The sequence below is a fragment of the Methylobacterium sp. UNC300MFChir4.1 genome, from assembly GCF_900110155.1.
Classification (GTDB): Bacteria; Pseudomonadota; Alphaproteobacteria; order Rhizobiales; family Beijerinckiaceae; genus Methylobacterium.
The window spans coordinates 217,528-229,692 of the sequence record NZ_FOCS01000009.1; the positions used below are offsets into that span (position 1 = coordinate 217,528).

At 75.4% G+C, this 12,165-nt stretch carries 12 protein-coding genes; 6 read left to right on the plus strand and 6 right to left on the minus strand.

The window, feature by feature from the left end; all coding sequences use genetic code 11:
- Positions 1 to 25: 25 nt before the first annotated feature.
- On the minus strand, positions 26 to 1,438 hold the full coding sequence (gene thrC / locus BMY19_RS14715) for a threonine synthase (RefSeq protein ID WP_020093347.1): 1,413 nt from the start codon (positions 1,436 to 1,438) through the stop codon (positions 26 to 28).
- 221 nt (positions 1,439 to 1,659) lie between these two features.
- Here thrC and BMY19_RS14720 point away from each other — a divergent pair, with 221 nt between their 5' ends.
- Entirely contained in the window at positions 1,660 to 1,989 is a 330-nt protein-coding gene (locus tag BMY19_RS14720) for a hypothetical protein (RefSeq protein ID WP_091677346.1), read from the plus strand.
- A gap of 80 nt (positions 1,990 to 2,069) precedes the next feature.
- Here the strand turns inward: BMY19_RS14720 and BMY19_RS14725 are convergent, their stop codons facing one another.
- Positions 2,070 to 2,483, minus strand: a complete 414-nt coding sequence (locus BMY19_RS14725) for a DUF4864 domain-containing protein (RefSeq protein WP_091677343.1) — start codon at positions 2,481 to 2,483, stop codon at positions 2,070 to 2,072.
- Positions 2,484 to 2,903: 420 nt separating this feature from the next.
- Here BMY19_RS14725 and rutA point away from each other — a divergent pair, with 420 nt between their 5' ends.
- The 4 genes from rutA (at position 2,904) to rutD (ending at position 6,087) form a co-directional block, all read left to right on the plus strand.
- Positions 2,904 to 3,998 carry a pyrimidine utilization protein A gene (gene rutA / locus BMY19_RS14730; RefSeq protein WP_091677692.1) on the plus strand — a complete coding sequence of 365 codons (1,095 nt, stop codon included), beginning with the start codon at positions 2,904 to 2,906 and terminating at the stop codon, positions 3,996 to 3,998.
- A 23-nt stretch (positions 3,999 to 4,021) separates the two neighbouring features.
- Entirely contained in the window at positions 4,022 to 4,807 is a 786-nt protein-coding gene (gene rutB, locus BMY19_RS14735; RefSeq protein WP_280141630.1) for a pyrimidine utilization protein B, read from the plus strand.
- A 114-nt stretch (positions 4,808 to 4,921) separates the two neighbouring features.
- Positions 4,922 to 5,308: a pyrimidine utilization protein C gene (rutC, locus tag BMY19_RS14740; RefSeq protein WP_100252122.1), complete on the plus strand. Its 387-nt coding sequence runs from the start codon at positions 4,922 to 4,924 to the stop codon at positions 5,306 to 5,308.
- Positions 5,305 to 6,087: a pyrimidine utilization protein D gene (rutD, locus tag BMY19_RS14745; RefSeq protein ID WP_170862973.1), complete on the plus strand. Its 783-nt coding sequence runs from the start codon at positions 5,305 to 5,307 to the stop codon at positions 6,085 to 6,087. Before rutC ends, rutD begins: the two co-directional genes overlap by 4 nt.
- Positions 6,088 to 6,094: 7 nt before the next feature.
- On the opposite strand, the gene BMY19_RS14750 is transcribed toward rutD, so the two are convergent.
- The 4 genes from BMY19_RS14750 to BMY19_RS14765 all read right to left on the minus strand — a co-directional run bounded on the left by BMY19_RS14750 (position 6,095) and on the right by BMY19_RS14765 (position 9,672).
- Positions 6,095 to 7,009, minus strand: a complete 915-nt coding sequence (locus tag BMY19_RS14750; protein WP_100252124.1) for a DUF2142 domain-containing protein — start codon at positions 7,007 to 7,009, stop codon at positions 6,095 to 6,097.
- Between the two features lie 76 nt (positions 7,010 to 7,085).
- The gene (locus tag BMY19_RS14755) at positions 7,086 to 8,042 is read right to left on the minus strand and encodes a glycosyltransferase family 2 protein (protein ID WP_091978328.1); all 957 of its coding nucleotides are present in this window, start codon (positions 8,040 to 8,042) and stop codon (positions 7,086 to 7,088) included.
- Positions 8,039 to 9,043, minus strand: coding sequence for a glycosyltransferase family protein (locus BMY19_RS14760; RefSeq protein WP_170862969.1), 1,005 nt, complete (start codon positions 9,041 to 9,043; stop codon positions 8,039 to 8,041). Before BMY19_RS14760 ends, BMY19_RS14755 begins: the two co-directional genes overlap by 4 nt.
- Positions 9,040 to 9,672: a PadR family transcriptional regulator gene (locus BMY19_RS14765; protein WP_100252125.1), complete on the minus strand. Its 633-nt coding sequence runs from the start codon at positions 9,670 to 9,672 to the stop codon at positions 9,040 to 9,042. Before BMY19_RS14765 ends, BMY19_RS14760 begins: the two co-directional genes overlap by 4 nt.
- Before the next feature lie 339 nt (positions 9,673 to 10,011).
- Here BMY19_RS14765 and BMY19_RS14770 point away from each other — a divergent pair.
- On the plus strand, positions 10,012 to 12,165 hold a 2,154-nt coding region (locus tag BMY19_RS14770), incomplete at its 3' end, for a glycosyltransferase (protein WP_139215642.1).

The following is a 12,165-nucleotide window of genomic DNA, read 5'->3' on the forward strand; positions in this document are numbered from 1 at the left end:
GCGCGTCGCGTGACGCGCGCCGGGCTCACGCACCCCTCGTGATGCGGGCGCGCTCGCGGATGAGCGCCTCCAGGGCGGCCTGGTCGTTGGCGACCCGGGTCAGGCGCTCGGGCCGGTCCATCAGATCGGCGAGGTGCGGGGGCAGGGCGGGGCGCAGGCCGCCGGTCGCCCGGGCGACCGCGTCCGGGAACTTTGCCGGATGCGCGGTGGCGAGGGCGACGACCGGGGTCGCCGGGTCCCGCTCCAGGAGCCGCCGCCCGGCCCGGACGCCGATGGCGCTGTGGGGATCGAGCACCACGCCGGTGGCGGCCTGGGTCAGGGCGATCTCCGCCATGACGTCGGGCTCCGGCACCGCCACGGCGTCGAACTCCGCCCGCACCGTCGCCAGCACCTCGGGGTTCAGCGAGAACCCGCCGGACTGCTTCAGACCGGCCATCAGCCGCGACAGGGACGCGGCGTCGCGCCCCAGCGCCTCAAACAGCAGCCGCTCGAAGTTCGACGAGATCTGGATGTCCATGGAGGGCGAGGTGGTGGGGACCACGCCGCGCAGCTCGTAGGCGCCGTGCTCCAGGGTCCGCACCAGGATGTCGTTGGCGTTGGTGCCGATCATCAGCCGCTCGACCGGCAGGCCCATCTGCTTGGCGACCCAGCCGGCGAGCACGTCGCCGAAATTGCCGGTCGGCACCGCGAAGGAGACCGGGCGGTGGGGGGAGCCCAGCGCCACAGCGCTGGTGAAGTAGTAGACCGCCTGCGCCGCGACCCGGGCCCAGTTGATCGAGTTGACGCCGGACAGCCGCACCGCGTCGGCGAAATCGGCGTGCTGGAACAGGGCTTTGACGAGGTTCTGGCAATCGTCGAACGTGCCGTCGACGGCCAGCGCGTGGACGTTCTGCGCCGGCACCGAGGTCATCTGCCGCCGCTGCACCTCCGAGACCCGCCCGTGCGGGTAGAGGATGAACACGTCGACCCGGTCGAGGCCGCCGAAGGCCTCCACGGCGGCGGAGCCCGTGTCGCCCGAGGTCGCGCCCACGATGGTGGCGCGGGCGCCACGCTCGGCCAGGACGTGGTCCATCAGCCGCCCGAGCAGCTGCATCGCCACGTCCTTGAAGGCGAGCGTCGGCCCGTGGAAGAGTTCCAGCAGGAACAGGTTGTCGTCGAGCTGGGTCAGTGGGCAGACCGCCGGGTGGCGGAACGTCGCGTAGGCCGCGTCGATCATCCGGTCGAGGTCCGGCCCGGCGACGTCGCCGTCGATCAGCGGGCGCAGCACCCTTTTGGCGGCCTCCGCGTAGGGCCGGCCCGCCAGGGCGGCGATCTCCGAACGGCCGATCTGCGGCCAGGTCTGCGGCACGTAGAGCCCGCCGTCGCGGGCGAGGCCCGCCAGGAGCGCGTCCGAGAACGAGAGCGGCGCGGCCGCGCCGCGAGTCGAGACGTGGAGCACGGGGTCCTCCGAGGGAAGGCGCCCCCTCTACACGATGCCGGCGGACCTGTCGAAAGCCGAGCGCCGCCGCCCTGGCTGCCGGGCGCGCACGGGGCGGGGCCGGCGGTTTAACCGGGGCTGAACGGGCCGGTTCAGGGCCGGTTGCCCGGCCGCGTCCTAGAGCCGGACCGCCCCGCGGCCCCTGAGCCGCCGGGGCGGATCCCGTCTCGGAGAGAGCCGACATGACCCGAATCATCGCCCTCGCGGGCGTCGCGGCACTGCTGTCCGGCACCGTCGCCTTCGCGCAGGCCCCGCCGCCGCCGCCCGGCGGCCCGAGGCCCGGCCCCGAGGCCGGCGCGCCACCCCCGCCCCCCGGCGACCCGCGCCGCGGTCCCGGCCCGGACGGCCCCCCGCCGCCTCCGCCTCCGCCTCCGCCGTCGCGGGCTGCCCACATCGTGCTGGAGCGCGGCGACGTGCGGGTCGACGTGAAGTGCGCCGACGACGACACGACCAAGGCCTGCGCCGACGTCACCCTGCAGATGCTCGAGAAGCTCGGGACGTTCCGGCCCTGAGCTCGGCCTCCGCGCCCGCCGTGCCGGCGGCGGGCGCCCCTCGGGGGCGCGCTCTCCTGCGCGCTCTCCTGCGCGCGTCCTCAGGCGCGCGTGCCGGGCGCCTTGATGAGGCGGCAGCCGGTGATGCGCCACTGCCCGTCCGCGTCGCGGGCGAGGCTGTACTCGGCCGTCCAGTCGACGCCGTACTCGTCCTGGATCGCCACAGACTGGACCACGCCCGCCGGGTCCGTGTCCCGCGCCTCGCCGAACACGAAGCTGCGGTGGCGGTAGACCGGACGGTACTGGTTCCGGACCATGCCGATGAACAGGTCGGCATTCGGGAACAGCTCCCGGATCCCGGGCGCGGCCTGCTCGTAGGCGGTCTGCGCGTCGTCGCGGCCGAGCGCCTGCTCCTGCTTGGCGATGACCGCCCGGGCCGCCGCGCGCCCCGCCTCGTCGGCCGCCACCGGCCCCGCGAGACCGAGGACGAGGAGCAGGGCGGGCCACGCGCGCATCGCTGTCACTCCGGCAAGGTCAGGCAAGGTCCGGCAGGGTCGGACCGAGATCCGTCATCGTCACGGGAAGATGGTCTTCGCCACGCCCACGACAATGTTTGTGACCCTGCCGACAGTGATCGCCGCACCGTCACCGCATCGTGACCGATCATCGCGCCGCGCGGAAGCGCGGGCCGGCGGGAAGGCGCGGCCGGACGGGAAGCGCGCATGGGTTGGGCAGGCATCGCGCCCTGGTTGTGCAAGTCGCTGGAAAGATAGGCATTTTCGCGCCCGACGGGCGCCGCGGGTTTGACCCTCCGCGGCGGTTTTGCGAGCCTCCGCTTGCCGACTCGGTTCCGGCGGGGGACCGACCGGGCGGAGCGCGGGACGACGATGCAGAGCCACGCGGACGACAGCGCCGATGCCCGTCCGGCACAGGCCATGAGTGTCGGGGTGTTCATCCCCATCGGCAACAACGGCTGGCTGCTGTCGGAGAACGCCCCGCAGTACCGCCCGAGCTTCGCGCTCAACAAGGCGATCACCCTGAAGGCGGAGGGCTACGGGCTCGACTTCGCCCTGTCGATGATCAAGCTCCGCGGCTTCGGCGGCAAGACCGAGTTCTGGGACCACAACCTCGAATCCTTCACCCTGATGGCGGGGCTCGCCGCCGTCACCACCCGGATCCGGCTGTTCGCCACCGCGGCGACCCTGTGCCTGCCGCCCGCCATCGTGGCGCGCATGGCCGCGACCATCGATTCGATCTCCGACGGGCGCTTCGGCCTGAACCTCGTCACCGGCTGGCAGAAGCCGGAATACGACCAGATGGGCCTGTGGCCGGGCGACGACTACTTTGCCAAACGCTACGACTACCTGGCCGAGTACGCCCAGATCCTGCGCGACCTGTGGGAGACGGGCGCCAGCGACCGCAAGGGCACGTATTTCCAGATGAACGATTGCCGGCTGAGCCCCCGGCCGCAGGCGCCGGTGAAGATCATCTGCGCCGGCCAGAGCGGCGCCGGACTGGCCTTCACGGCGCAGTACGCCGACTACAATTTCTGTCTGGGCAAGGGGCTCAACACGCCGACCGCCTTCGCGCCCGTGGTGGAGACGCTCGCCGAGGCCGGCGCGCGGACCGGGCGGCGGGTGACCGCCTTCGCGCTGTTCATGATCATCGCCGACGAGACCGACGACGCCGCCATGGCGACCTGGGCGCACTACAAGGCGGGCGCGGATGCCGAGGCGATCGCGTGGCTCGGCGTCCAGGGCGCGGCCGACACCAAGTCCGGCAGCGACACCAACGTGCGCCAGCTCGCCGACCCGACCTCGGCGGTGAACCTCAACATGGGCACCCTGGTGGGCAGCTACGCCAGCGTGGCCGCGATGCTCGACGCCGTCATGACCATCGACGGCGTCGAGGGCGTGCTGCTCGTCTTCGACGATTTCCTCAAGGGCCTCGACGATTTCGGGACCCGGATCCAGCCCCTGATGCGGTCGCGCCGGCACGTGACGGCGGCGGCACTGCCCGAGGTCGCCTGATGGACCGCCCGATGGACCGACCGATGGATCGCCAGATGGATCGCCCCGCCGGTTACCGCGACGCCCAGGGCCGGCACGGCGGCGTCGTCCTGCCGGCCCGCCCGGAGCCGGTCGCCCTCGATCCCGCGACCACGGTCCTCATCGTGGTGGACGTCCAGAACGCCTACGCGAGCCCGGGCGGCTACCTCGACCGGGCCGGCTTCGACGTCTCGGGCACCGGCCCGGTGATCGCCCGGATCGCCCGGGCGGTGGCGGCGGCGCGATCCGCCGGCATCCCGGTCCTGTGGTTCCAGAACGGCTGGGACCCGGCCTATGTCGAGGCCGGTGGCCCGGGCTCGCCGAACTGGCACAAATCCAACGCCCTCAAGACGATGCGGCGGAATCCTGAAGCGAACGCGCAGCTGCTCGCCAAGGGATCCTGGGACTACGCGCTGGTGGACGCCCTGAATCCGGAGCCCGGCGACATCGTGATGGGCAAGCCGCGCTACAGCGGCTTCTACAACACGCCCCTCGACAGCACCCTGCGGGCCCGGGGCGTGACCACGCTGGTCTTCACCGGCATCGCCACCAACGTCTGCGTCGAGTCGACGCTGCGGGACGGGTTCCACCGGGAGTATTTCGGGATCGTGCTGGCCGACGCCACGCACCAGGCGGGGCCGGAGAGCCTGCAGCACGCGGCGCTCGCCAACATCGAGACCTTCTTCGGCTGGGTCTCGGACGTCGCCGCCTTCGAGGCCGCCCTCGGGGCGTCCTCACACGCCGGGATCGATACATATGGCGGTACATCCGGCGGCGATCTGGCCGGATAAGTGCATCGCGCGCCCGGCCGGTGACCGGCAGGGTGCGCGAAGACCGCCGCGACGCGGCCTCCCGCGCGGCCTGCCCGGCCCGGCCGACAGGTCGCGCGCGGGAGGCGCAGGGGAATGCCCAAGCAGGTCGTGATACCGCCGGGGACCGGCAAGCCGCTGGCCCCCTACGTGCCGGGCACCCTGGCCGACGGGATCCTGTACGTCTCGGGCACGCTGCCGCTCGATGCGGAGGCCAACGTGGTCCATGTCGGCGACGCGGCGGCCCAGACCCGCCACGTGCTGGAGACCATCCGGGGCGTGGTCGAGGCCGCGGGCGGCACCATGGACGACGTCACCTTCAACCACGTCTTCCTGGCGGACTGGGCCGACTACGCGGCGATCAACGCCGTCTACGCCGAGTATTTCCCGGGCGAGAAGCCCGCGCGCTACTGCATCCAGTGCGGCCTCGTGAAGCCCGAGGCCCGCGTGGAGATCGCCGCGATCGCCCATATCGGCCGCTGATGGGCCCGCTCCCCCACGCGTTGGCCGGCCCGGCGGGCGGGCGGCCGGTGCTGCTCTCGCCGGGCCTCGGCGGCGCGGCGGGCTACTTCGCGCCGCAGATGGCGGCTCTGACCGCGCGGTTCCGGGTCGTCACCTACGACCACCGCGGCACCGGGCGCTCGCCCGGCCGGCTCGCGCCGGACCACGACATCCCCGCCATGGCGCGGGACGCGCTCGGGGTGCTGGACGCGGCCGGGATCGACCGGGCCGACGTGGTCGGCCACGCGCTCGGCGGCCTGATCGCCCTCCAGATGGCGCTGGACGCCCCCGGGCGGGTCGGGCGCCTCGTCGTGATCAACGGCTGGGACGCGATGGACCCGGCCACGCGCCGCTGCTTCGCGGCCCGCCGGGCGATCCTGGCCGGGGGCGGGCCGGAGGCCTACGTGCGGGCCCAGGCGATCTTCCTGTACCCGGCCCCCTGGCTCTCCGCGGAGGCCGACCGGGTCGAAGCCGACGCGGCGCAGGCCCTGGCGCATTTCCCCGGCGCCGAGACCGTGCTGACCCGCATCGCCGCCCTGGAGCGCTTCACCATCGCGGACCGTCTCGGGTCGATCGGCCACGAGACCCTGGTCATGGCCGCCCGGGACGACGTGCTGGTGCCCTACACCCGGTCCGAGCGGCTGGCGGCGGCGCTGCCCAAGGCCCGGCTCGCCCTCGCCCCGGAGGGCGGCCACGCCCACAGCGTCACCCGGCCCGAGGCCTTCAACCGGGCGCTCCTGGAGTTCCTGGACCGGGACTGAGCGCCCGCTACGCCCGCAGCGCGATCATCGGCAGCACCACCGCGTCGAGGGCGGCGGCCAGCACCGGGAGCAGGGCCGGCCAGCGCAGGGCCGCCGCGGTGCCGATCCGCCCCCGGGCGAAGGCCAGGATCAGCATCGGCGCCAGCGGCAGCAGGTCCCGGGCCTGCATCCCCCCGAGGCCGCCCGCCGGGGCGAGGGCCTGCGGCAGCACCGCCAGCCAGAGGCCGAGCAGCGCGCAGCCCGAGAGCCACAGCCGCTCCGCGGGCGGGGGCAGGGGGCCGCGCCGCAGCGCGACGGGCGGCACCAGCAGCGCGGCGGCCCAGACCCCGGTGAGGAACCCGGGCAGCGGGACGGGCAGGGACACCAATCCGCCCCCCGCCGCGCCGGGGGGCGGAAGCCCGGGGCTCGCGGCCGGCAGCAGGGCCGGCAGCAGGGCGAGCGCGGCGAGCGGCAGCCGCTCCCGCCAGGCGCGGACGCGTCGCCCCGGGGGCGGGAACGGCACCAGCAGCATCCCCACGAGGGGCGCGCAGGCCGGCCGCGCCAGCACCACCAGGGCGATCGCCAGCGCCGCGCCGGCGCGGCGCGCCGATCCGTGCCGGCCCGTCATCGGCCGGGGGCTGAGCAGCGCGGCCGCGAGCGCCGCCAGCGCCAGGACGGGCCCGTCCGGTCCAGAGGCGGCCGCGAGCGAGGCCGGGAAGCACAGCAGCGCGAACAGCGCGGCCCGGCCCCGGGTCGCCAGGGCCAGGGCGGCGAGCCCCAGGCCCAGGAACGCCGCGATGCCGGCGAGCCGGCCGCAGACGGCGAGGGCGGACGGGGTCTCACCCGTGAGACCGATCCAGGCCAGCGCGAGGCAGGCCGGGAAGCCGAGGCCCAGGAAGGCAAGGGCCCAGAACCGGCCGTCGCCGGTGATCGGCAGGCTCACGGCCGCGTCCGGGTCGATCGGGCGGCCGGCCCCTGCGCGGCGGGCGCGCGGACAGGGCGCGGCATCGCCGGCCCGCTCAAGCGGCGGGCCGCACGCGCGCGGCCCGCAGGAGGTCCGGCACGAGCCCCGGCAGCGCCGCGGCCAGGAGGCCCGCCGCCCGCAGGACCTCCGCGGCCTCCCGGGGGGAGCGGCGGGCGAGAGCCAGGGCGAGCCGCAGGGGCACCTGCGCGCCGAAGCTCGCCGCCGCCAGGCCGAGGGCCGTCGCGGCGCCGTGGTGCTTGCCGGCGTAGAGGATCTGGCTGCGCAGGAAGTAGAACAGCCGCCGCGCCCGCACCTGCCGGGTCGTGCCCTGGCCGACATGGCGGGCGACCGCCCCGGCCACGTGCCGCACCGCGAAGCCCGCCGCCCGGGCCCGTTCGCAGAGGTCGGCATCCTCCCAGTAGACGAAGAAGCGCGGGTCGAACCCGCCGAGGCTCCGGAACAGGTCGCGGCGGATCATCAGGAAGGCGCCCATCACCTGGTCGACGGCGCGGTCCTCCGCGTGGTCCCACTCCAGCAGGAAGTGCGGCCGCACGAGGCCGAGGCGGTCCAGCGCCAGGGCGCGGCCGAGGAGCCCCAGCGCCGAGGGCGCCCGGGCGCAGGAGCGCGCGGTCCGCCCGTCCGGGTCGACGAGCCGCGCGCCCACGATCCCGGTCCGCGGGTCGGCCGCCAGGGCGGCCAGGGCCACGCCGAGCGCGTCGGGCGCGACCTGCGTGTCCGGGTTCAGGAACAGGATCGCGGGGGCGTCGCCGGCGGCGGCGCCCTGGTCGCAGGCCCGGCCGAAGCCGAGATTCGCGGTGTTCTGGATCAGCCGCAGCGGGCGGGGCAGGGCGGGCAGGGTCTCGGTGGAGCCGTCCGTCGAGGCGTTGTCCACCACGGTGACCTGCACGGCCGCGGCGTCCCGCGCGGCCGCGAGGCTCGCGAGGCAGGCGCGCAGCAGGCCGCCGCCGTTCCAGTTGACGATCACGACGTCGAGGGCAGGGCGGTCGGTCACGGCAGGTCCCGGGGCAGGTCCCGGGGCAGGTCCCGGGGCAGGTCCCGGGGCAGGTCCCGGGGCGGCCCGAGGCGCCCGAGGGCGCCGTCGCGCGCGGCCGCGAGGAGCCTGAGCAGCACGGCGGGCCGGAAGCCCGAATCCGCCCAGTACAGCCCGGCCTGGAGCGGCAGGTAGGCGGCCTGGGCGAGTTTCCAGCGCGGCGGCACGTGCGGCAGCCGCCACGCGTAGATCGCGTTGCGCAGGTAGGTCGCCATGCGGAACAGGGGCTGGCGCGGCATCGTGATCCCGAAGGCCCGGATCGTCCCGCCGCCGACGCGGTGCGGGATCGCGACGGCGTCGGCTCGGTAGCAGCCGTAGCCGAGGCTCCAGGCACGGAAGCACCATTCGAGCTCGACCCCGTCGATGAAGAAGTCGCCGCGGAACGGCCCGACCCGCGCGAAGGCGTCGAGGTCGACGAGCGAGCCCGAGGTCGCCAGGAACTGCACGGGAGCGAGGCCGTCGCGTGCCGGCGCGCCGGGACGGGGCGGGTAGGCCGGCGCCTTGTGGCCCGGTGCCGGCGCCGGGACCGGGCCCACCACCGCCGCCGGGATCCCGGCCTCCCGCAGCCGGTCCCGCGCCGCCAGCAGCGCGGCGGCGAGATCCGCGGGCGGCTCGGCGTCCTGGTCGAGGAGGAGGAGGGTCCCGCCCCCCGCGGCGCGGGCGGCCGCCGCGATCCGGTTGAGCGCCTCGGCGATGCCGAGATTCGTGCCCGCCGACAGCAGGGTCACGCCGGCCCGGGCGAGCTGGTCGGCCGTCCCGGCCGGGAGGCCGCCATTGTCGAAGGCGATCACCGCGGCGTCGCCGGCCGAGGCCAGGGCCCGGACGCGCGCCACCTGGTCCGGCCGCGGCCGGAACAGGGTGATCCCGAGGACGAGGCTGCCGAGCCGCGGGTCGGGCACCGGCCGCGTCCCGGTGATGGGTCCGGTGATGGGTCCGGTGACGGGCGCGGGACGGCCCGTCACGCCCGCTCCACCGCGGCGGTCGCCGCCTCCAGGGCCGCCGTGATGGCGGCGGCCTGCTCGGGGCTGAGCGGGCCGCGGGCGAGCCGCATCTGCAGGGCGAGCTTCAGCCCCTCCTTGGCGCGCACGACCGAGGGCGGGGGACCGTCGCCCCGGGCGGCCTCGGCCTCCGCCATCCGGGCGAGGATCGCCTCGAGGGTCGGGCGGTTGCCGTCCAGGAAGGCCTGCCCCTCGGGCGTGATCGCGTGCAGCCGCTTGGTGCCCTCCCCGGGGGTCACCGTGACGTGGCCGAGTTCCTCCAGGAGGGTCAGCGTCGGGTAGACGGTCCCGGGGCTCGGGCTGTAGGCGCCGCCGACCCGCTCCTCGATCGCCTTGATGATCTCGTAGCCGTGGCGCGGCTTCTCGGCGATCAGGTGGAGGATGACGAGGCGCAGGTCGCCGTGGGCGAAGAAGCGCGCGAGGTCGCCGCGGCCGCCGCGGCCGAACATCCGGCGGTCGCCGGGACCGCGACCCGGGTGGCCGTGGGGCCCGTGCCGTCCGCGGGGGTCGCCGCCCATCGGCCCGCGATGGGCGCGGACGCGGAAGGCGTCGAAGGGATCGGCGTGCAGGCCGTCCGAGACATAGGGATGCATGGAGACGACTCGATTTCGATATGACGAATTTTCAGATATATCGAAATACGGTCGACAGCAAGGCCCCTCCGCCGGTCCGCGGCATGACCCGCGGCATGGCCCGCGGCGCGGACGCCGGCGGCGCCCCGCGGTTTACGGATTCGGCCGGTTCCGCTAGTGCGACTTGTGTCCGACAGGACGATCGCTCCCGCGCCGCCTCGCGCCTCCGACGCTGCCCGCCAGCTGCCGCCCATGACCCGATCAGAGCCCCGCGCCTCGACGGCGCCCGCCCGGCGGGCGGCCGATGGATCCCGCGCCCCGTGACGGCCCGCGGCGAACGCCCCTCCGCAGAGTCCTGAGATGCGCCGCGACTCCGACGGGACCGGCCGGATCTCGGCCCTGACGCGGATGCGACGCCGCCTCGGCCGGCTGCGCGACCCGCTGGCCACGCCGGCGGCGCTGCACCGACGCTGGGCGGGCGCGGCGACCGGCGCGGATCTCGAGGCGCGCCTGATCGCCGCCCTGGCCCCGCACGTCGACGCGGCGTTCTACGCGAGCTGGTACGGGATCACGGCCGACCCGGTGCGCGACTACCTCGTCCACGGCTGGCGCGCGGGCCGCGACCCGCGCCCCGACTTCGACTCCGCCGCCTACCTCGCCGCCCATCCCCACCTCGCCCGCGCCGGCATCAACCCGCTCCTGCACGCCCTCGCGCGCCGCCGCGCCGGACGTGAAGGGGAGGGGGAGGCGGCCGCCCTGCCGAAGCCCGACACGGCCGAGGCCCACCGCCTCGCCCGCCGCCTCGTCGACGGCGCCTTCTACCTCGCCGGCAATCCCGACCTCGCCGCCGCCGGCGTCGACCCGGTCGACCACTACATGGCCTCCGGCTGGCGCGAGGGCCGCGAGCCGGCGCCGCACTTCGACACCCTGGCCTACTGCCTCAGCCGCGGGATCACCTTCGCCACCCGGAACCCGCTGGTCCACTACGTCCTCCACGGCGGACCGGCCCGCCCCGACCCGGAGGCCGCGCTCGCCCTGCGGATCGAGACCCTCGCCCCCTACTTCGACGCCGCCCATTACCGGCAGCGCCTGCCCGGACCGCAGGCCGACGCGCTGGCCGATGCCCCGGACACGGAGCTGCTGCGCCACTACGTGGCGGAGGGCTGGCGGGCGCGGATCGGCCCGCGGCCGGACTTCGACCCGGCCGGCTACGTGCAGGCGCGGGCCGGCAGCCGGGCGGTCGCGGACGACCCGTTCTTCCGCTACGTCGCCGAGACCCGGCTGACGGGGGCCGAGCCGTTCGCGGGGCCGCACCGGCTGAACCTGCCGGCGGTGGACGCGGACTGGTACCGGGCGACCTACCCGGACGTGGGCGGGCGCGAGCCGTTCCTGCACTTCGCCGAGGCGGGCTGGCGGGAGCTGCGCGATCCCGGCCCGGGGCGCTCGACGCTGGCGGCGCTGCTGCGGGTCTGCGGGCTGCGGCCGGCGCGGGCGCCGGTCGAGGACACGGGCTGGCTCGGGGCGATCGGGCAGGAGACCCTCGAGCGGGACGCGTTCCTGGACCTGCAGGCGCGGCTGGTGGCGGGGCATTTCGACCACGGCTTCTACCGGGCGCGCTACGGGCTGTCGGAGGCGGAGGACGCGGTGCGCGACTACTGCGACACCGGCTGGCGCGCGGGCCGCAACCCCAGGCCCGACTTCGACGGGCAGGCCTACGCCGACGCGCATCCCGGGATGCGCGAGACGGGCCTCGCGCCCCTCGTCCACCGCCTCGCCACGGCGCTGATGCACGGGACCGACATCGCGGCCGGTGCCTTCCACCCCCGCTACGGCACGCCGGATTCGCGGGAGGCGGCGCTGGCCGACGAGGCCCGGACGGTCGCGCCGTTCTTCGACGCCGCCTTCTACGCCAAGCGCAACCCCGACGCCGCCGACGCCCCGCTCGCCCACTTCGTCGCCTACGGGCAGCACGAGGGCCGGGACCCGAGCAAGGCCTTCTCGATCGCGTTCTACCGGGAGACCTACGGGCACCTGCTGGGTCCCGGGGAGTCGCCATTCCTGCACTACGTGCGCACCGGCCGGGCCGCCGGGCTGATGGGCTGCCCCGAGGATCTCGGCACCTACCCGCCCATGGAGGCCCCGGCGGCCGACGCGTGGGACCGCCTGCCCCGGGCCCTGCCCATCGCGCAGGCCCGCGTCGTCGTCATCGTCCCCGTCTACAAGGGCCGCGGTGAGACCCTGCGCGCCCTCCACGCCTGCCTGTCGGCGCCCCAGGCCACCCCCTTCACCCTGCTCGCCGTCAACGACCGCTCCCCCGACCCGCAGCTGTCCGCAGACCTCGCCGCCCTCGCCGGCCGCGGCCTGTTCCACCTCGTCGAGAACGAGCGCAACCTCGGCTTCGTCCGCTCGGTCAACCGCGCCCTCGGCCTGCGCCAGGGCCGCGCCGTCGTCCTGCTCAACTCCGACGCTGAAGTCTTCGGCGACTGGCTCGACCGCCTCGTCGCCCACGCCGAA